14 protein-coding genes are annotated in these 17,955 nt (G+C 68.2%); 5 read left to right on the top strand and 9 right to left on the bottom strand.

Features of this window, described 5'->3' with window-relative positions:
* Positions 1 to 369 precede the first annotated feature (369 nt).
* Complete coding sequence (locus ACQBAT_RS00615) at positions 370 to 1,083, bottom strand: hypothetical protein (protein ID WP_420746283.1); 714 nt, start codon at positions 1,081 to 1,083, stop codon at positions 370 to 372.
* Positions 1,084 to 1,282: 199 nt separating this feature from the next.
* Entirely contained in the window at positions 1,283 to 1,795 is a 513-nt protein-coding gene (locus ACQBAT_RS00610) for a hypothetical protein (RefSeq protein WP_420746282.1), read from the bottom strand.
* A gap of 538 nt (positions 1,796 to 2,333) precedes the next feature.
* Between ACQBAT_RS00610 and ACQBAT_RS00605 the strand changes: the two genes are divergently transcribed.
* Positions 2,334 to 3,779, top strand: a complete 1,446-nt coding sequence (locus ACQBAT_RS00605) for a polysaccharide biosynthesis tyrosine autokinase (RefSeq protein ID WP_420746281.1) — start codon at positions 2,334 to 2,336, stop codon at positions 3,777 to 3,779.
* 590 nt (positions 3,780 to 4,369) lie between these two features.
* Here the strand turns inward: ACQBAT_RS00605 and ACQBAT_RS00600 are convergent.
* On the bottom strand, positions 4,370 to 4,972 hold the full coding sequence (locus ACQBAT_RS00600) for a hypothetical protein (protein WP_420746280.1): 603 nt from the start codon (positions 4,970 to 4,972) through the stop codon (positions 4,370 to 4,372).
* 258 nt (positions 4,973 to 5,230) lie between these two features.
* On the opposite strand from ACQBAT_RS00600, the gene ACQBAT_RS00595 reads away from it, so the two are divergent.
* Positions 5,231 to 6,487 (top strand): NAD(P)/FAD-dependent oxidoreductase, encoded by a 1,257-nt coding sequence (locus ACQBAT_RS00595; RefSeq protein ID WP_420746279.1) that lies wholly within the window; start codon positions 5,231 to 5,233, stop codon positions 6,485 to 6,487.
* A gap of 3 nt (positions 6,488 to 6,490) precedes the next feature.
* On the opposite strand, the gene ACQBAT_RS00590 is transcribed toward ACQBAT_RS00595, so the two are convergent.
* The gene (locus ACQBAT_RS00590) at positions 6,491 to 6,649 is read right to left on the bottom strand and encodes a hypothetical protein (RefSeq protein ID WP_420746278.1); all 159 of its coding nucleotides are present in this window, start codon (positions 6,647 to 6,649) and stop codon (positions 6,491 to 6,493) included.
* A gap of 342 nt (positions 6,650 to 6,991) precedes the next feature.
* Here ACQBAT_RS00590 and ACQBAT_RS00585 point away from each other — a divergent pair, with 342 nt between their 5' ends.
* The 3 genes from ACQBAT_RS00585 to ACQBAT_RS00575 are packed head-to-tail and all read left to right on the top strand — an operon-like array spanning position 6,992 to position 10,056.
* Positions 6,992 to 8,713: a carbon starvation protein A gene (locus ACQBAT_RS00585; protein ID WP_420746277.1), complete on the top strand. Its 1,722-nt coding sequence runs from the start codon at positions 6,992 to 6,994 to the stop codon at positions 8,711 to 8,713.
* Complete coding sequence (locus tag ACQBAT_RS00580; RefSeq protein WP_420746276.1) at positions 8,710 to 8,994, top strand: cory-CC-star protein; 285 nt, start codon at positions 8,710 to 8,712, stop codon at positions 8,992 to 8,994. Before ACQBAT_RS00585 ends, ACQBAT_RS00580 begins: the two co-directional genes overlap by 4 nt.
* A gap of 39 nt (positions 8,995 to 9,033) precedes the next feature.
* On the top strand, positions 9,034 to 10,056 hold the full coding sequence (locus ACQBAT_RS00575; protein ID WP_420746275.1) for an ArsA family ATPase: 1,023 nt from the start codon (positions 9,034 to 9,036) through the stop codon (positions 10,054 to 10,056).
* 200 nt (positions 10,057 to 10,256) lie between these two features.
* Here ACQBAT_RS00575 and ACQBAT_RS00570 read toward each other — a convergent pair whose 3' ends face one another.
* The 5 genes from ACQBAT_RS00570 to ACQBAT_RS00550 form a co-directional block, all read right to left on the bottom strand.
* On the bottom strand, positions 10,257 to 10,601 hold the full coding sequence (locus ACQBAT_RS00570) for a DUF3592 domain-containing protein (RefSeq protein WP_420746274.1): 345 nt from the start codon (positions 10,599 to 10,601) through the stop codon (positions 10,257 to 10,259).
* A gap of 13 nt (positions 10,602 to 10,614) precedes the next feature.
* Entirely contained in the window at positions 10,615 to 12,153 is a 1,539-nt protein-coding gene (locus ACQBAT_RS00565) for an ATP-dependent DNA ligase (protein WP_420746273.1), read from the bottom strand.
* Between the two features lie 23 nt (positions 12,154 to 12,176).
* Positions 12,177 to 13,916: a cell wall-binding repeat-containing protein gene (locus ACQBAT_RS00560; RefSeq protein ID WP_420746272.1), complete on the bottom strand. Its 1,740-nt coding sequence runs from the start codon at positions 13,914 to 13,916 to the stop codon at positions 12,177 to 12,179.
* A 122-nt stretch (positions 13,917 to 14,038) separates the two neighbouring features.
* Positions 14,039 to 15,862 carry a polysaccharide deacetylase family protein gene (locus ACQBAT_RS00555; protein WP_420746271.1) on the bottom strand — a complete coding sequence of 608 codons (1,824 nt, stop codon included), beginning with the start codon at positions 15,860 to 15,862 and terminating at the stop codon, positions 14,039 to 14,041.
* A gap of 553 nt (positions 15,863 to 16,415) precedes the next feature.
* The gene (locus ACQBAT_RS00550; protein WP_420746270.1) at positions 16,416 to 17,891 is read right to left on the bottom strand and encodes an NCS1 family nucleobase:cation symporter-1; all 1,476 of its coding nucleotides are present in this window, start codon (positions 17,889 to 17,891) and stop codon (positions 16,416 to 16,418) included.
* Between the last annotated feature and the right edge of the window lie 64 nt (positions 17,892 to 17,955).

Below are 17,955 nucleotides of genomic sequence, written 5' to 3'. Positions count from 1 at the left end.
GAGAACTCCCATCTTCGGAAGACCTCGACACCTACCCAGGGATCGACGCGCCAGCGCTCTCTACACCCTCAATTGTGAAGAGCCGGATATCCGCACCGGTTTGGAAAGTACAACTTCTGGCACCACTTTCCGATCCATCGTGGCGGGGGATGGATTCTACCGGAACTCCACAGGATTCGCGACAATCGCGACGCAATCGACTAGCGATTCGAACCGGAACGTGGAGGTCAAAGTCAATGTTTACGACACGAAGTTCACGCTAACCTATTCCAAACAATGGAAAGCAACTTGGAACGTTAATACCCAATCGAACGTTCAATATATCGCGGTAGGAAACTTGCGAGTTTGTACTTGACCAGCCGCTCCTTCCTATCCACCCCATAATATTTTTGCCGCGTTATATTCAGTCCCCTGAATGTCCACCGTCGCGCTCCTTGACCCGAGAGGAGACGTGGTCTCTCCGCTGGTCTCGACGAACTCCACGTGGACCATCCGACCCCTACCCACTGAAATAATCGCAGGGTCCCAGTCAAAGATGACCTGCAAAATACTGAGTCTCACCCTAGGGCTAGACGTCATGATCTGAAAGGCATCCGAGCAACTATAAACCCACTTCGTCTCGACCTCGAAACGCCACGATTCACCGACCTCGAGCGGTCGGGGCATGAGCAGTTCAACAGCGCCGATGGGCAGCCCCGCCAAGAGGTCTCGGCTGACCCGCCCCACCGTGCAACCTGACACTGCACGAAGATCAGGGAGTGGACCACCGTCCGAGCCACCTGGACGCCTAAGCAGAAGAGGGACGCGACGCGCTCCGGTCAACTCGCACCTCACCACTTGCTCAATGGAGTAACTGCGGGTCTGAGGGTCGTGCACGGTGACCCGAAGCAGGTTCAGGTCCACGGTGAAGGCGTCGTCTCGCGGCATGTCCCAGTCAGTCCGTACCTGTCGGACCCACTCCTTGACCGTCGCGTTGGAAACGTCGTCGTCCGCGTCCGTCACCCCCGAAGCCGCGACCAAGTCGGTGAACTGGAGCAGTTCTCCCTCCCCCAGGCCTAGAACGCGCTCCAACTCGCTAATCACCTGCACTGAACTGTGTCGAGCCGGAGCGGTGAGCCCGTTTTGCCAGGTGCTCAGGGTGGCAGCGGTCGTGCGCAATCCTCGAGCAGAGAGACGAGCCACCAATTGAGCCAGGGTGAGGCCGCTAGCGGCGATGGCCGTACGAAGTGCCCACGAAAATCCCCCGGACTGGAGGCTTGGCGGGCATCTGAGGGGAGTTTCGTCATACGGGCTCCGACCAGGACCATGCGATGCGCACCGCACCACCTATGACATCTCGAACCGCTACCTGCACCGAGGAGTTGGGTGACAGCTCGACCTCTGGGAGGTCAGTCAGCGATTGATCGTCGGAGAGTCGAGCAGTCGCCCAGCCCCGAGCACACGCCGGCCATTCACCTGCGAACGCGATCTCCAGTGAGACGTGGCCGACCGGCCACGGCGTTCGGAAGTCATAGAAGTCCGTGTCGTCAGCGAACACCGCTGGCTCGGTGATGCGCTCCCAATTGATAGACAGGGCGGTGAGTTCTCCAGCGCTTAGAGGATGGTCGAGCTCGATCAGGGATGCCGCAGCATTGATCTGGTGAAAGTCCACGGTCTTGGTGACCCGGCCTCCGATGACTCTCGAGACTTCAAAGAGTGCGGGCTGATCATCTTCCGTCACGCTGGGCGTGTGGTAGTAGGCACCCAAACGATCGGGACCATCCTCGCTGGCACGGAGCGTCACGCTGTGGGTCATCGCCTCGACGCTGCGTTCAGCTCCCACGTTCACCCGGGTGTGCACGTGGAGGCGCTCCAGCCCGTCGCGTCCGGGCAGGCCCACTGCGGCTTGGAACTCACGAAAGGCAGCATGAACGTCGTCGAACTCTTGAATCGGGACCCGGCGGTCCCACCACTCGGGCGCTCCGGTATCTGGCTCGGCTAACGCCGCCAGCAGCGTCCCCTGGTCCAGATGCAGGACCTCATCAAGAGCATTCAGGATGTCGGCGGAGCGCGCTTTCGGAAGGGCGTGTGCGCCCGCGCCGCCAGAGGCTCAGGGTAGAAGGGGAACACTTCACGCCGCGACTTACCAGATGGTCCGCCACCCGTTCAAGGGTGAGACCACGGGAGGTCAGGGCGTCATCCAGGGCGCGGGCAAAGGCGCTGGTCGTCGTCACACTCACAGGTGTACCCGCAGTCACCCTATCCACCCCTGCGGGTGGGCAACGTCAGGTTATGCCTCGAAGTCGGCTTCGTCGGATACCTTGTGACCCCGTGAACCAGGTTGGAGTGGAGCCGTGACCCTGCAAGACGCGTTGCGCATCTTTCGCGCGAACTGGCGCGGCATCGTGGCCGGACTCCTGCTCGGCCTTTGCGCAGCATCCCTGTTCACGATGACGCGTCCCGTCGTCTATCAGGCCACGTCCACGGCATACGTGGTGGCTGGGGACTCGGGGACCATGGGTGACGCGTTCTCGGGGGCGAGCCTCGCAAAGGAGAGGGCCGCGGCATACGTGCCGCTCGTCAACAGTCTCAACCTGGCGCGACGCGTCGTCGACGACCTCGGACTCGAGCGGTCGCCGCAGTCAGTCACGGGCGCGCTGAGCGGGAGCGTTGTGCCCGACTCGTATGTCTTCCGCATCACCGCGAGCGCTGACAGCCCGCAGGCGGCGAAGGATCTGGCCGATGCCGGCATCCGGGCTCTGGTCGACGAGGCGTTCGCGCTGGAGAACGCCGGCCGCCCAGAAGGGCAGGAACAATCGTCGGTGATCAAGGTGGTGCCGGTCGAGGAGGCGCTGCTGCCGGGAGCGCCGGTGTCCCCCAACCTGACGCAAAACCTCGCCGTCGGGGCGGCGGTCGGTCTGGCGGCCGGCATCGCGCTGGCGCTGGCCCGTCGGCACCTGGATCGGCGGGTGCGCAGCAAGACAGACGTCACCGAGTCGCTGGGTGCTCCGGTGCTGGGAGTGCTGCCGGGCACCCGTGAGCTCGATCGTCGGTCGCGCAAGGGCGGCTCGATCGTAGAGCAGGGGGCGGCGGCTGAGGCACTGCGGACGCTGCGGACCAACCTGAAGTACGCCAACCTCGACAACCCGCCGCGCAGCATCCTGATCACGTCGGCGAGTGCGGGAGAGGGCAAGTCGACCGTGTCATCGCAGCTCGCGCGCGTAATGGCGGCGGCAGGACAGTTGACCTTGCTGGTCGACGCGGATCTCCGCCGGCCCATGGTCGCCACCGAGTTCGACCTCGACGACGCCGTCGGCCTGACCCAGGTGCTCGCCGGTGAGATCGACCTGGAAAGCGCGCTGCAGCGCACCGGGGACGAAAACCTGCACGTGCTCACCGCTGGGAGAGTGCCACCCAACCCCTCCGAGGTGGTCGGGTCGCAGCGCATGCACACCTTCCTCGACCGGGTCGTGGCCGATGGCTACTTCGTGATCATCGACGCCCCGCCGCTCCTGCCGGTGACCGACGCCGGCCTGCTCAGCACGATCGCCGACGGGACCTTGCTGATCGTGTCGGTGGGTCAGGCCGACAAGGATCAGATGGGGCTGAGCTTGGAGGTGCTGGAGCGGGTGAACGGGCACCTGCTCGGAGCGGTGCTCAACCGCGCTCCGCTCAAGGGGATGGGCTCGGTGGTCTATGGGTATGGCTACCGGACTCGCAAGCAGGATCACTACGCGACGTCGACGTATGCGAAGGCGGGAAAGGCCCCCAGGAAGCGGAGAGCTCACCCCAAGAGGTGATTTATGCCTTAACGAGCGCTCTGGGGTTGTGTTAGGTGTTGAGTTGGCCGTACATTCGCTTCGGCCCACAACGCAGGGGGTCACTTCTGTCACACGATCCCCAAGGGGCCCGCTCATGTCTCGCACCACGTCGCGCCGCACGCTCGTCAAGGGCGCTGCCTGGTCTGTTCCGGTTGTTGCGGTGGCGTCGGTGGCGCCGGCTGCGGCCGTTAGCCCACGGCCCTGCACCATCCGGGTCTATCTTGAGTGCCCGACGCTGACCAGCGAGTCCTTCAGAATCCGCTACGAGGTCACCCCAGGCACTTCGACGAGTGGACTGACCTTCACCTACAGCGCCACCACACCGGATGGCGGTGGTGGAAACACCGTCTCCGCCGTGCCTGGGGTGTCGTCGTACAGCGATTCCGGCGATTCCGGAAGCTCCGGAACCTTCACCCTGAGCGCTGGCGCACCGGCCTCGGGCGAGCTAGGGTCTGTGGCTCGCAGCTCGGGAAACCGTGACACCACGTACACCGTGACTCCGAATGCCGGCTCGACCGGTTGTCAGGTGGTCCACGACCAGTTGACCATCACGGGAAGCGGCAACAACTCTAGGTGCACACAGCTTTAGCTTCGGCTCTCCACTGCCACTCCACGCGCACGCCCCCACCGACAACGTCGGCAACTGACACCTGGACGTTCTCGATCGGCACCAGTTCGGTCGGTGGCTGGTCGGGGATAGCTTCGGCGGGGTCGAGCCGCGGGATTGCCCAGGACTTCAGGGTCGCTGGCAACTGCCCCAGGAAGCGCACCTCCAGGCCGAGGTGACCGATGGGCCACGGGCTGCGCATCTGATAGCAGTCGACCTCGGGCGTGGTCGCCGGCTCGGTCACCAAGACCCACTCCACCGACAGCGTCGTCAGTTGCCCAACTGACAACTCCTCGTCGAGGACGATCACCGCCGCCGTGGCGCCCAGGTGGGCAAACTCCACCTGCTCAGCGATAGTGCCGCCGATCACCTTGCCCAATTCATAGAGCACCTGCTGGCCGTCCGTGGTCACATTGTCGGTGTAGAAATACACCGCCATCCGCCGCGCTCCATCCCGGTTCGCTCGGAGCACCACGCTGTGCACCATCGTCTCGACCCCGCACGAGTCCCCGACGTCGACCCGCGTATGCACGCGCAGCCTTTCCAAGCCGTCGGTCTCGGACATCCCGGTCGCCTCGCGGAACTCCTGGAACGCCTTCTGCGGATCGTGGAAGTCATGGATCGGGAGCCTGCGGTCGCACCCTCTGGAGCTCCGGTCTCGCTCCGAGAGCCGGAAGCAACTACCCCTCGTCCTCCACGAATTGCTCGAGCGCCACGACCTCGACGTTCTGATGAGGCTGCTCACCCTACTCAGCACCTCACCCACGCGGGTATACGCCGGGCACAACAGGACAAGGCCGCACGCTCGACATAGCCTGCCGATATGGGTCCAGAAGTTCTCATCGTCGGCGCCGGTCTGGCCGGTCTCACGTGCGCGATCGCCCTGGAGGAGGCGGGGGTCGACGTCCAGGTCCTCGAGGCCGACGACGCCGTGGGCGGCCGCGTCCGCACCGACATCGTGGACGGCTATCTGCTCGACCGGGGATTTCAGGTGCTCAACCCTGCCTACCCGCGCGTGAAGCAGTATGCCGACGTCGACGCCCTCGACGTCCGCCCGTTCGGGGCCGGTCTTGGGCTGCGCTCAGGCCGCTTCGAGGAGCTCCAGGTCATCGCCGACCCACGCCGCGAGCCGCAACTCATCGCCCGCACCCTGCGCTCGGGCAAGTTGCACCCCTCCAGCGTGGCCGCCCTCACCCGCTGGACCAGCCCGGCGCTGGTGTCCGAGTGGGCGATCGAGAATCTCACCGGCGAGGACGACACCCGCAAGGAGTCGATGGACGCCGCCGGGCTTGTCGGGCCGCTCCGGCACGTGATCGACGCCTTCTTCGCCGGAGTCTTCCTCGAGGACGACGGCAGCACCTCCACCGCGTTCGCACGGATGATGGCGCGCAAGTTCACCTTCGGCAAGCCTGGGCTTCCCGTCGGAGGTATGCAGTCACTCCCCACACAGCTCGCCGCCCGCCTCCGCACTCCGGTCCGGTTGGGCACGCGAGTCAGTGAGGTCGCTCCGGGCCGAGTGCGTATCGCGGACGGGGAGGAACTCACCGCCGAGCTCGTCGTGGTCGCCACCCAGGCTCCGATCGCCGCTGAGCTCACCGGTGCGGACATCCCGGAGGGCAAGGGCGTGACCACGCACTGGTTCGCCTGCGACCAGGCTCCCACCGATCTGGACATGGTCATCGTCGACGCCCGTGAGGGCACCCACGGTCCGGTCAAGAACACCTGCGTGATGACCAACGTCGCCCCGGAGTATGCCCCCAGCGGCAAGCACCTCGTGCAGGCCAGCAGCCTGCTCAAGCCCGGTGTCGACCCGGTGAGCGACGAGGACGTGGTGCGTCACGTCGCTGAGATCTACGGTGCACCTGCGGAAACGTGGGAGATCGTCCGGCGCGACGACATACCGTGGGCACTTCCGGCGGAGCCGGCGCCGTTCGTGGCCAACCGGGACATGGAGATCGCGCCCGGCCTGATCGTGGCCGGCGACTGGGTCGACCACGCCTCGATCCAGGGCGCGATGGTCAGCGGCGAGCGCGCCGCCCAGGGGTGGTTGCACCGACGCAATGGCGACCTCGCGGGCTGAGCCTCACGCGCAGGCGTCGTAGGTCACCGAGAAGTCGGACAGGAAGATCTTCTGGTCGCCGTCGACGGATAGGTGGGATCCGGCTGCCCGGTTCCAGTAGGTGAGCTGGAAGGACGTCACCGAGGGCATGGTGACGCGCACGTTGTGCGTCGACGCGGTCATCGGGGCGTCACCCCAGGCGCGCGCCCGCCAGGGGTCAATCGTCGTCCCACTGCCCTGCAGGTATGCCGTGGTGTAGCTCCCAGGCGGTCGAGTGCCTGGCAGGACACAAGGCCGCCACCGCGCTGGCCGCGTGGGGGACGACCGAGCCGTGCTGCAACTGGGCAACGATCTGTGGTCAGCCGAGTCCCCGTATACAGACTGGACTCCGTTGCCGTAGTGAGGAAGTCGGTCACAACTCCATAACGTTTCGTTGTGGGTTTCCCGGGAATCTGGCGCGCCTCGGTACTGTCGCATCACTCCTGTCACACCCCTACCGTCCCTGCACGAGCAAAGGTGCTCACCATGAACTCAGTGGTTCTGGCCCTCATCGGCGTCGCGATGATGCTGGCGGGCTACTTCCTGTACTCCAAGTTCCTCGCCCATCGGATCTATGGCCTGGACGACTCCCGGCCGACTCCCGCCCACACGATGACGGACGGTGTCGACTTCGTCCCCACCAACAAGTTCGTGCTCTGGGGCCACCACTTCACCTCGGTCGCCGGAGCCGCCCCCATCGTGGGTCCGGCCGTCGCGATCATCTGGGGTTGGGTGCCGGCCTTCCTGTGGGTCACGCTCGGCACCGTCTTCTTCGCCGGTATGCACGACTTCGGCGCGCTGTGGGCCTCCGCCCGCCACCGCGGCAAGTCGATCGGAACGCTGTCCGGTGACTACATCGGCGGCCGCGGCCGGGCGCTCTTCCTCGTCATCATCTTCCTACTGCTGCTGATGGTCACCGCCGTCTTCGCGGTCGTCATCGCCAACCTGCTCGTGTCCACGCCGACCGCGGTCATCCCAACCTGGGGCGCGATCCTGGTCGCGCTGCTCATCGGCCAGGCGATCTATCGCTGGAAGATGAGTCTGTTGTGGGTCTCGGTCGTCGGCGTCATCGCGCTGTATGGCCTGATCCTGATCGGCGACGCGGTGCCGCTGGCGCTGCCCGACACCATCCTCGGCCTGAACGCTGCAGCCTTCTGGATCGTCGTGCTGATGCTGTATGCGGGTGTCGCCTCGATCCTGCCGGTGTGGATGCTGCTCCAGCCGCGTGACTACATCAACGGTCTGCAGCTGTTCATCGGTCTGGGCATCCTCTACGGCGGCATCATGCTGTCCAGCCCGCAGATCGTGGCCCCGGCCTTCAACGAGAACGTGCCGGCCGGGACCCCGTCGCTGGTGCCGCTGCTCTTCGTCACCATCGCCTGCGGTGCCATCTCCGGCTTCCACGGGATCGTCTCCTCAGGCACCAGCTCCAAGCAGCTGGACAAGGAGTCCGACGCCCGCTTCGTCGGCTACTTCGGTGCCGTCGGCGAGGGTCTGCTCGCGCTCGGCACGATCATCGCGGTGTCCGCCGGCTTCCAGTCGGTCGCCCAGTGGGAGGCGCTCTACGACGCCTTCGGCAACGGCGGTGTCCCGGCCTTCATCGAGGGTGGCGGCAACATCATCGAGAACGGCATCGGGCTGCCGCAGTCGCTGTCCGCAACCGTGCTCGCCACGATGGCCGTGCTCTTCGCGGCGACCACGATGGACACCGGTGTGCGTCTGCACCGCTTCGTCACCCAGGAGATCGGCGAGCTGTTCAACATCCGGCTCGGCAAGGGCATCGCGACCTTCATCGTGCTGCTGCTGTCCTTCGGCCTGGCCTTCGGCGCCAGCACGGACGGCACGGGCGGCATGCTGATCTGGCCGCTCTTCGGCACCACGAACCAGCTGCTCGCGGCGCTGACGCTGTCGATCCTGGCCGCGCTGCTGCTCCAGCTGAAGCGCAACGTCCTGCCGGTCGTCATCCCGCTGGTCTTCGTGCTGACGATGACGGTCTGGGCCCTGGTGGTCCAGCTAGGCGGCTACTTCCGCGATGGCAACTGGCTGCTGGCCGTGCTCGGCACGATCGTCTTCGTGTCCGCCATCTGGGTCGTCATCGAGTCCGGCTTCGCCATGCGGCGCGCCCGGGCCGGTGAGGTCACCACCGACGAGGTCCGCGACGCGCAGGATGACGTCCTGGACGACAAGGACACCGGCGCACGTCGGTGAGCGACACGCCATACACCCCGCAGCCCCGCAACCGCCTCGCCGAGGTGGCGGCGGGGTTGCGGGACTTCTACTCCGGCCCGTATCGGCGGACCTTTGCTCGCGCGCAGCAGGACGAGGACGATCTCTTCCTGGTGATCGTGATGGCGGAGGCGTTGGGGGTGCCGAACCCGGCGAGCTACTACACCGTGGAGTTGCTGCCGGTGGTCTATGACCAGTTTCACGACTGGCATCAGCGGATGGGGCTGGACCGGTCGCCGCTGGATCACGTGTCGTGCTGTTGAGGGTGTCTCCCTGTGGAGGCTGACGTTGTGAGGAGTGCTGTGCCTGAAGGTTCCGTGCTGAGCCGGCTTGCTGGTGAGCGAGAGGTGCTCTTCATCGGTGGCAAGGGCGGTGTCGGGAAGACCGCTGTGGCGTCGGCGCTGGCGCTGCAACAGGCGCGGGCGGGTCGGCCGACGCTGGTGGTGTCGACCGACCCGGCGCACAACCTCGGGCATCTGTGGCAGCGGCCGGTGGGGGATGAACCGGTGGAGCTGGCGCCCTTGCTGCGAGGGCTGGAGCTCGATCCGGCGAAGACGACCGATGAGCACCTAAAGGCCGTGCGCCGGACGATGGAGCGGCTGATGCCGGACCATCTGCAGGGCGAGGTGGGCAAGCATCTTGAGCTCGCGCGTGATGCGCCTGGCACGCACGAGGCGGCGATCCTGGAGCGGGTGTCCGAGGTGGTGGCGGGCCGGTCGCCGGACGAGCTGATCATCTTCGACACCGCCCCCAGCGGACACACCTCCAGGTTGCTCGCCCTGCCGGAGATGATGCAGGCCTGGACAGAGGGGTTGCTGCGGCGGCAGGATCGGTCGGCGAAGTTCGGCGCTGCGCTCCGCGGGCTGGAGGGCGAGGACCAACGCTCGGCCGACATCGTCGGGACCTCGCGCACGTCCGTCGGGCCGAGGAAGACGCAGGACCGGCGCGCCAAGCGGGACTCCGAGATCAAGGCGATCCTGGACCGGCGTCAGGAGCGCTTCCGGTCCTTGCGGACGGTGCTCCAGGACCCGAAGCGAGCCTCCTTCGTGATCGTGCTCGCCGCAGAACGGCTGCCGGTTCTGGAAACGATCGAGCTGGAGCAGCAGCTGCGTCGGGCCAGGATGTCCGTCGATGCCTTGGTCGTCAACAAGCGGTCACCGCGGGATGGTGGTGACCTGCTCGCGGCTCGGCATCTGGTCGAAGAGGGCTACATCGAGCAGTTGCGCTCCGCGCTACCGACGGTGCCGACGGTTGAGGTGCCGCTCCTCCCCGGCGAGGTCGTGGGCGAGGAAGGCCTGACCTCCTTCGCCCAGCACCTGCACTGACGGAACTCGGACACTGGGCGCGTCCCGGGTCCTTGCCCTGACTGGTCTCCGCACGTCTTGACCCGTGCAGGCCAACGTGCGCATTCACTCAGGCGGGCTCGGAACACCAGGTGGGCGACGGCATACGGGCGGATGCGCACGTCCGTGTGCACGGGGGCGACGTGGACTCCAGGGCCACCGAAGCGGACCGTTCGCGTAGATCAGGTCATCATCATGAACAGCACCGGAAGCAGGACGAACAAGACCAGCAACCCCACCATCCCGAAGATCGCGAACATCACCCACGGCCGAGTGCTCCCGTTGATGTTCACCACCACGTCCTGCGGATCGATGGGGTTGTAGCGCACCTCGGCCCGCTGTCCGGTCCGATAGATCCCGAGGTCCACCGCCGTCCGCGCCATCGCCTCCACCTCGCGACCGTCCTGAGTCGTGAACCGGACCACCGGCACCGACCGCCGCTCACCGGATCCCTGCCGCGCCCCGAAGCCGCCGTGCTCCCAGCGCACCACCGTGCCGACCGCCTGCAACCGCTCGTCCTGCGTCATACGGGCTCCTTCGTCATCTCAGATCCTCCACCGTGTCGATCCCCTCGGGCCCCTTGTCGTCACGGTAGCGCAGCACCCGCGCGAACCGGAGCGCGATCCCGCCCGGGTAGCGCCGCGAGGTCTGCACGCCGTCGTAGGCGATCTCGACCACCTGCACCGGCTCCACCTCGACCACATGCCCGGACCGCCGCGTCTCCAGCCCCAGGAACCGCTGCGTCTGCCACTCCAGGATCGCGTCGGTCATCCCCTTGAACGTCTTGCCCACCATCACCAGCTCGCCGTCCGCGCCGCGCGCCGCCAGGTGGATGTTGGACAGCCACCCCTGCCGCCGCCCGCTGCCCCATTCGACCCCGGTCACCACCAGGTCCGCGGTCCGGCGCGGCTTGACCTTGACCCACCCTGCTCCGCGACGGCCGGCGGCATACGGGGCAGTGGGGTCCTTGACCACCACCCCCTCGTGCCCGCGGGCGAGCACCCACTCGAAGAACTCCTGCGCCTGCTGCGCATCCTCGGTCACCTCCCGGTCGACCACCAGCCCCGGCGCCAGCTCGGCGAGCGCCGCCCACCGGGTCGTAGCCGGCTCGTCGACCAGGTCGGTCCCGTCCAGGTGCAGCAGGTCGAACAGGTATGTCGTGACCGGCGTCTCGCGCGCCAACTTCTCCGGGTCGGCGCTCGAGGCAGTCCGGGCCCCGGTGACCTGGAACGGCTGCGGCCGCCCGTCCTCGGCGAGCGCGATCACCTCCCCGTCCACCACCGCGGTGTCCGCCGGCAGCTCCTCGATCGCGGCGACCACCTCGGGCAGGCGGTCGGTGATCTCCTCCAGGGACCGGGTGAAGAGCCGCACGCGCGGCTCCGCGGACCGATCCAGATGCCCCTGTATGCGGATTCCGTCCAGTTTGGCGTCCACCGCGGTTGCCGTGCCGTCGGGGAAGGCGCTCGCGACGTCGGGGGCCGAGCCGGCGAGCATCGGGCGCAGGGGGCGGCCGACCTCGAGGCGGATCTGCTCGAGGGCGTCGGCGCCGTGGAGGAGGGCCGCGGCGGCGACCGGGCCGGGGAAGCCGGCGAGCATCACTGCCCTTCTGACCAGGGTCTCCTTGACCTCGGCGGCCTGGGCGATCGCGGGCAGGAGGACGCCGTCGGAGGCGCCCTGGCGGAGCTCGCCGGTAATCAGGCCCTGGAGCCAGCGCTGCTCGTCGGCGGTGGCGCGGGCGAAGAGGTCGTGGACGTGCTGGGTGCGCTTGCTGGTGGAGCCTTGGCCTTGGAGGTGCTTGATGGCGGTGAGGGCCTGGTCGACGTCGTGGATGGTGAGCGAGGACTCGGCGGCCGGGTCGGGGAGGTCCTGCAGCCCGCGCCAGCCGACGCCGATCGTGCGCTGCGGGAGCGTGCCCGCCAGGTAGTCAGCCACCACCGCGACGAGACGGTCGGGGTCTGGGTGGGAAGCGGCATACGGGACGGCGTCGCGGAGGGTGGCGGCGAGCCGCTCCACCTTGGCCGAGCGAGCGCGGGTCGCGGCGACGGCGGCGGAGGTGGCGACCAGGTGGGCGAGCTGCATGAGACGGAGTCTGCCGCAGACGATCAGTCGGTGGCGTCCCCAGTGGTGTCCGTCGTCACGAGCTCGCGGCCGTCGTCCAGAGTGAGCGGCACGGTGGTGTCGATCTCGGTGCCGACCGGGATGACGTTGGTGCGGTTGTAGGCGACGTCGCCCGCGCGCAGGTTCGGCAGCAGCTCATCGACCGTGACGATCGTGTAGCCCGCGGCCTTGAGATCGGCGATCACGCCGGGCATCGCGGCGAGGGTGGTGTCGAGGGTGTCGTGCTGGACGATGATCGAGCCGGGGCGGACATTGGCGCGGATGTAGGCACGGATCTCGGCCGCCGTGCCGCCCTTCCAGTCCTGAGGGTTGGTGTCGGCCATGATCACCGCGCGGCCGGTGCGGCGGGTGTTGGCGTCGAAGGCGAGGAAGGGCGGGCGGATCCGGGCGGTGGGGTGGACGCCGATGGCCTTGAGGGCGGCGTCGGTGCGGTCCAGCTGTTCGCGCTGCTGAGTGAGGGTCAGCGTCGGTAGGCGCAGGTGCTCGTAGGTGTGGTTGCCGATCTGATGGCCCTCGATGAAGGTCGCGCGGACCGTGGCCGAGCGGCTGGCGACCTTGCGCCCGATGACGAAGAAGGTCGCGGGGACGCGCTCGCGGGCGAACACGTCCAGGAACTGCGGGGTGAGACTGCTCGGGCCGTCGTCGAAGGTGAGGGCGACGCACCTGAGGCGGCTGCAGTCGGGTGCCGGGCGGGCGTCGAGGGCGGCGCCGCGCAGGGTCGACTGGCACAGGCTGCCGGTGCCGCCGAGCGCGACGACGCGGTCGGGGTGGCGGCGGGTGAGGGCGGAGGCGGTGCTGGCGCGGACAGGTTCGCAGGTGCCGGGGGTCAGCAGGACCGGGCCGTCGGTGAGCATGCCGGAGGCGACAGCGTCGACGAGGTTGAGGCCGTCGCCGCGGGTGACGTACGCGCGGGCGGTGCGGGTCGGGTACGCATGGTCGGCGATCGCGACGGCGGTGGCGTAGCGGTCCGCGCCGGCGAGGCGTTGGGTCCGGCGCCCGTCCGCGGCGGCGGCGAGCGCTATGTCGGAGACGGCGCCGGTCCCGCCCAGGGCGACGACGGTGCTCGGCCCCAGGTCCCGTATGGCGTCCCTCGTCTCCCCCGGCACGCTCCGCCCATCGGCGCTGGCCAGGAGGATCGGCCCGTCGGTGAGCGAGCCCCCGGCGACCGCATCGGGCGTGACGTCGCCGCGGGTCAGGTACACCCTGGTGGCACCGTTGGGGAAGGCCCGGCGGGCGATCAGGGCGGCGGTGTGGGCGCGGGTGGTGCCGCTGAGGCGCTGCGTGGGTCGGCCCTGAGCGGCGGCCTGGAGCGCCTCGTCGCAGACCGCACCGGTGCCCCCGAGAGCGACGACAGAGGAGGCGTTGAGTCGGCGGATCTCGGCACGGACCGAGCTGGGGACCTCACCGCACCCGCCCCGGGTCAGCAGGACCGGGCCGTCGCGCAGAGTCCCGGCGGTCAGGGCGTCGATGACGATGTCTCCCCGCGCGAGGTAGACCCTCCTGGCTGTCGATGCGTCGGCGAAGGCGTGCGTGGAGATGGCGACGGCGGAGTCATAGCGGGTGGCGCCGCCCAGCCGACCACTGCTCGCGCCGACGCTGGACGTGCTGGCTGTGCTCGAGATGGCGTCGGCCTCGGACGGAGCCTCCTCCACCCCCGACGCCATCGGGCCAAACCCGAACGCCAACGCGCACGCCACCAGCACCGCCAGCACGCGGGCACCCACGCCCTCTCGACCCACCCGTCTTACGCGCTCTCGGCGCACCCGGCCCCCGCGCGCTCCACCCACCCGGCCCACCCACCGAGGCGAGGCGGTGGGGGAGGTGGGAATCGGCATACGGGATCGGGTCATCCGGAGATCTCCTCGAGCAGCTCCAGCAGCGGGATCTCGCGCGCCACCCCGGGGATCCCCGACCCGTCGAGCTGCGGCCCCAGCGTGCGGCCGCCGTCGGTCTCGATGAGCTGGTCGGGCGACATCGGCACGTCGGCCGGGACCACCGTGCCGCGCCGGTAGACCAGGTCGCCCGCGCGCAGGTTCGGGATGAGCTCCGACACGGTCACCATCGTGTACCCCTGCGCCTTCAGATCCGCGATGATCCCCGGGGTGGCGAGCACGGTGTTGTTGTGCAGGTCGTGCATCAGCACGATCGAGCCGGGCGTGACGTCCGCGAGCACCCGGGCGCGCGTCGTCGCCGGCGACGGCGGCCCGTCCCAGTCGCTCGGGTCGACATCCCAGATGATCAGCGGGTAGCCGAGCCGGCGGGTGTTGGCGTCGTAGGACCCGTACGGCGGGCGCAGCAACGTCGGCGTCGGGATGCCGTGCGAGCGCAGCTCGGCGTTGGTGCTGGCGATCTGGGTGCGCTGCTCGGCGAGGGTAAGCGTGCTGAGCTGGGGGTGGCTCCAGGAGTGGTTGGCGATCTCGTGCCCCTCACGCCAAGCGCGGACCGCGGTGCCGGGGCGGGCGTCGACCATCTGGCCGACCACGAAGAAGGTGACCGGGACACGCTCGCGGGCCAGCGTGTCCAGCAATCCGGGCGTGGGCCAGGCGGGCCCGTCGTCGTAGGTGAGCGCGACGCACTTGAGGACGGCGCAGTCGGGCTTGGGGCGGGCGGCGAGCGAGGCGCCAGCGAGGAGGGAGTCGCAGAGCGCCCCGGTGCCGCCGAGGGCGATGAGCCGGTCCGGGTGACGGGCGGTGAGGGTCGCGGCGGCGCTGCCACGGATCTTGGTGCAGGCGCCCTGGGTGAGCAGGACTGGGCCGTCGGTGAGCATGCCGGAGGTGATCGCGTCGGCGTAGTGCGAGCCGTCCCCGCGGGCCAGGTAGGCGCGGGCGGTGCGCTGGGGGTAGGCGTGGGCGGCGATGCGGGCGGCGGTGGCATAGCGATCGTCGCCGCCGAGGCGGGCAGTCTGGCGCCCATCGGCGGCTCGTCGGAGGGTGGCGTCGGGGATCGTCGCGGTGCCGCCGAGCGCGATGACCGTGGTGGGGTGGAGGTCTTCGATGGCGTGCTGTGTGGCCGGCGGGATGGTCTGGCCGTCGGCGCTGGTGAGCAGCACCGGGCCGTCGCTGAGCTGGCCGGCCGCCACCGCGTCCGCCGTGACTTTGCCCCGAGTCAGGTATGCCGTGTCCGCCCCCCGCGGGAACGCTCGGCTCGCCAGGTGGCGGGCGATGTCGGCGTGGGTGGGTCCGGTGATGCGCTCGGTGTGCCGTCCGTCGGCGGCGGTCTTGAGGATGTCGTCGCAGACGCCGGAGGTGGTGCCGAGGGCGATGACGGTGGTGGGGTTGAGGCGGTCGATCTCTGCGCGGACGGTGGTGGGGAGGTCGGCGCAGTTGGGGCGGACGAGGAGGACCGGGCCGTCGGTGAGCTGACCGGCGAGCAGGGCGTGCAGGAAGCTGTCGCCGCGGGTGAGGTAGACGGTGCGCGCGCTGGCCGGGTCCGCGAAGCGATGACGGGAGATGGCGACGGCGGTGGCGTATCTGTCGGAGCCGGCGAGGCGGGAGGTCGGTGGGCCGGAGATGGCGGTGGTGGCGGGGGCGCTCGGGGCACTGGTGGGGGTGGCGAAGGCGGCGGCGGCGGTGGCCGCGGGCGTGGCGAAGGCGGCAGCGGCGGTGGCCGCGGGCGCGATGAAGGTGGCACCCAGCAGCGCCATCAACGCGATGATGCTGAGTACGGGCACAACCAGACGGTGTCGCCCAGACCCCATAGATCGGAACGTACACCCGTTGCGGGCCGCCTGAGAAGAGTCGCGCTGAGGTGGGGCTGAAGAATTTCTTGACCAACTCCATACCTGGACCAGACTCCGTCTTGACCAAGTGCGGACTAGCGTTCACCTCACGACGAGCGACACGGCCGGTCCCGACCCCGCACCCCTTCAGCGGACTGGCTGACACGCCGTCGGACCCGGGGAAACCGGGGAGGGAGGGCGCGCCGTATCACGGGCCGGCGCGCCCTTCCCCATGCCCGGGGGTCTTGGCCCTTCCCCAATGCATTGGGTTCGCGCCCTTCCCCATGCCCGGGGCTGTCGGTCCACGTAGCTTCACCTTCGCCCCGCTTCCCCAGGGCCATGCAAGATTACTCACGCAATGTCATGGATATTGCGTTGCATTGCGTGAGCAACCTTGTCTTGGGTTCGCCCGGTCCTGCGGAGAGGAGCGTCGGGCGGTCCATCACGCCGCCGCGGTCGCGCTGTCGGGCGCCGGGGCGTGCTGTCGGGCCGGGCGGCCTGCGGATCAGGCGGTGGGGGTGAGGTCCTTCTCGGTGATGCGGCCGCGCATGAGCAGCATCTGGAAGACGCCGCCGAGGATGGCGCCGATGATCCAGGCGAAGCCCGCCAGGCCGGAGAGTGCCGGGATCCAGACCGTCGCGATCGAGAAGATCGCGCCGCCGACGAAGGCGATGATGGCGCGGCTGTTCCAGCCGTTGTCGAACCAGTAGGCGCCATGCTCGGACATGCTGAACAGGTCCTGGAGGCGCAGCTGCTGGCGGCGGATGAGGTAGTAGTCGGCGATGATGATGCCGTAGAGCGGGGCGAGGACGGCACCGAGGGTGTCGACGAACTTGGGCAGGCCGATCTGGGAGATCGTGGAGACCCACAGCGCGCCGATGACGAAGCCGGCCGAGGCGGTGATGATGCCCGCGGTGCGGAAGCTGACCTTGCTGGGGGCGACATTGCTGAGCGAGTAGGCCGGTGGGATGAAGTTGGCGACCACGTTGATGCCGAGGGTGGCCAGCAGGAAGGTGACCGCGGCGAGCACGGTCAGCCAGACGTTGTCGGCAGCGGCCACGATGTCCGTCGGGTTGGTCATCGGCTCGCCCTCGGCGTTCTGATAGACCATGTAGGCGCCAGCGGTGATGAAGACCGACAGGAACGTGAAAAGCGCGAGGCTGGCGATGAGGCCGGTCGAGTTGCCGAAGCGCATCTGCTCGTCGGTGCGCACGTTGCGGGCGAAGTCACCGAAGTTGATGACGACCGCCGCGAAGTAGGCGACCATCGTGCCGACGACGCCGACGAAGGCCATCACCCAGGCCCAGCCGCGGACATCCTCGGAGGAGAAGATCGTGCCGACGGCCTCCAACATGCCGCCGCCCGCGCGCACCCAGATGGCGACGAGCAGGGCGATCATGACGAGATAGACGGCGGGGCCGACGACGTTGAGGAAACCGCCGATCTTCTCGATGCCGCCGAGGAAGAGGTAGACCTGCAGCGCCGAGGCGATGACGTAGGAGAGCCAGGCCACCCAGTCCATGCCCATGAAGGTCGCGCCGCCGGGGTTGCCGAGGAGGGCGTTGAGTGCCAGGGCAACGGCGGTGGAGGCGAAGTAGGTCTGCGCGCCGTACCAGAAGATGGCGACCACGGCTCGGACCACTGCGGGGAACTGGGCACCGCGGACGCCCATGGAGGCGCGTGCGAGGACGGGATAGGGGATCCCGTACTTCACGCTCGGCTTGCCGGCGAGGTCGCAGAGGATCTTGATGATGAGGCCGGCGAGCAGGATCGCCGCGAAGACCCACCAGCCGGAGATGCCGGCGGTGATGAAGAGGCTGGCGGCCAGGGTGTAGCCCGCCAGGCTCTGGATGTCGTTGGACCAGACGTTGAAGATCTCGAACCAGCCCCACTTGCGCTTGTCGACCGGGAGGGGGGCCAGGTCTTCGTTATAGAGGCTGGGATGGGGATCGCGCAGGACCTCTTGGGAGGGATGGGTCATCTCGAACACCTCGTTGTGTCGGGGAGCGACGTGGTGTTCGGAACGTAGCGGTGCGCGCTGGTGT

It is taken from the genome of Ornithinimicrobium pulveris (assembly GCF_050261105.1).
Classification (GTDB): Bacteria; Actinomycetota; Actinomycetes; order Actinomycetales; family Dermatophilaceae; genus Ornithinicoccus.
The sequence above is the reverse complement of the archived record's forward strand: the minus strand, read 5'-3'. Positions and strand labels throughout refer to the sequence as shown.